3 protein-coding genes are annotated in these 1820 nt (G+C 69.1%); 1 reads left to right on the top strand and 2 read right to left on the bottom strand.

All coding sequences use genetic code 11. The features are described 5' to 3' along the window. The coding region (locus tag B4M60_RS03085; protein WP_291080180.1) for a S1 RNA-binding domain-containing protein at positions 1-318 on the bottom strand (318 nt) is incomplete at its 3' end. 91 nt (positions 319-409) lie between these two features. On the opposite strand from B4M60_RS03085, the gene B4M60_RS03080 reads away from it, so the two are divergent. After that, on the top strand, positions 410-1216 hold the full coding sequence (locus tag B4M60_RS03080; protein WP_291080178.1) for a class I SAM-dependent methyltransferase: 807 nt from the start codon (positions 410-412) through the stop codon (positions 1214-1216). Positions 1217-1222: 6 nt separating this feature from the next. Here B4M60_RS03080 and B4M60_RS03075 read toward each other — a convergent pair. After that, positions 1223-1820, bottom strand: a 598-nt coding sequence (locus B4M60_RS03075; RefSeq protein ID WP_291080176.1) for an amino acid ABC transporter ATP-binding protein, incomplete at its 5' end; no start/stop codon positions are given.

Raw genomic sequence — 1820 nt, 5'->3', positions numbered from 1 at the left:
GGCGCGCTTCTTGGACAGGATCAGACGGCCGTCCTTGTCCTCCTTGGTGAGGACCAGGGCCTCGACCTCGTCGCCCACCTTGACGACCTCACCGGGGTCGACATCGTGCTTGATGGAAAGTTCACGCGAGGGGATGACGCCCTCGGTCTTGTATCCGATGTCGAGCAGGACCTCGTCGCGGTCGACCTTGACGATCGTGCCCTCGACGATGTCGCCATCGTTGAAGTACTTGATCGTGGCGTCGATGGCGGCGAGGAAGTCCTCCGCGGAGCCGATGTCGTTGACGGCTACCTGCGGCGAGGTGGTTTTGGTGGTCATAGGGTGGGGTGCTCCGGAGTGGATAGGAATCGTAGGTGGACAGGTTTTCGCGGGCGTGTACGCACGCGACGGTCAACTGTACCCTTCCACCGTGACGTCCACAAACCCCCCTGATCATGGTGAATCCGTCCGCGCCTCCCGGAGGTGGTGGGACGCCGAAGCGGTCGACTACCACGACGAACACGGCGAGTTCCTCGGCGCACACGCCCCCGACGGCGAGTTCCTGTGGTGCCCCGAGGGCCTGCACGAGGGCGACTGGAACCTCCTCGGCGACGTGGCGGGCCGCGACGTGCTCGAGATCGGGTGCGGCTCCGCGCCGTGTGCCCGGTGGATCGCCGGCCGGGGGGCGCGCGCCGTCGCCGTCGACCTCTCCGTCGGGATGCTCCGCGTGGGCGCCGAGGCCGCGAGCCGCTCGACGGGCCCCGCCGCAACGGTCCCGCTCATCCAGGCCGACGCCGGCCGCCTGCCCTTCACCGACAACAGCTTCGACGTCGCGTTCTCCGCCTTCGGCGCCATCCCCTTCGTCGCGGACACGTCGGGCGTCATGGCGGAGGTCGCGCGCGTGCTCCGCCCCGGCGGCCGGTTCGTCTTCTCCGTCAACCACCCCATGCGGTGGATCTTCCGCGACGACCCCGGCCAGGAGGGGCTCGTGGCGGCGTTCCCGTACTTCGACCGGACCCCCTACACCGAGTACGACGAGGAGGGCCGCCTGACGTACGTCGAGCACCACCGCACGGTCGGCGACCGGATCCGCGAGCTGGTCGGTGCCGGGTTCGTCCTGCAGGACCTGATCGAGCCGGAGTGGCCGGAGTGGCTGGACCGGGAGTGGGGGCAGTGGAGCCCGCTGCGCGGCAGCATCTTCCCCGGCACCGCGATCTTCGTGTCGACCCTCGCCTGAGCCCGGCTACAGGATCTTGGAGAGGAAGTCCTTGGTGCGCTGATGGGTGGGTGCCGTGAGCACCTCGGCGGGCCGGCCCGCCTCCACCACCACTCCGTCGTCCATGAACGCGATCGTGTCGGCGACCTCTCGCGCGAAGCCCATCTCGTGGGTCACCACGACCATGGTCATCCCCGCGTCGGCCAGGTCCCGCATGACGCCCAGCACCTCCCCGACCAGCTCGGGGTCGAGGGCCGAGGTGGGCTCGTCGAACAGCATGAGCTTCGGCTCCATCGCCAACGCGCGGGCGATGGCCACTCGCTGCTGCTGGCCTCCGGACAGCTGCGCCGGATAGGCGTCCGCCTTGGCCGACAGTCCCACCTTGTCCAGCAGTTCGCGGCCGCGCTCGGTGGCCTTCGCCCTGGACTCGCCCTTGACGAGCATCGGCGCCTCGATCACGTTCTCGAGGGCGGTGCGGTGGAGGAACAGGTTGAAGTGCTGGAACACCATCCCGATGTCGCGTCGCTGGCGGGCCGCCTGCCGGGGCGAGATCTCGTAGAGCTTGTCGCCCTTCTCCCGGTAGCCCACGAGGTCACCGTCGATGTAGAGCCGACCCGCGTCGACC

Origin of the sequence: Dietzia sp. UBA5065 (assembly GCA_002415925.1) — a bacterium.
Classification (GTDB): domain Bacteria; phylum Actinomycetota; class Actinomycetes; order Mycobacteriales; family Mycobacteriaceae; genus Dietzia.
Note: the sequence above shows the minus strand (reverse complement) of the source record. Positions and strands in the feature narration are given on the sequence as shown.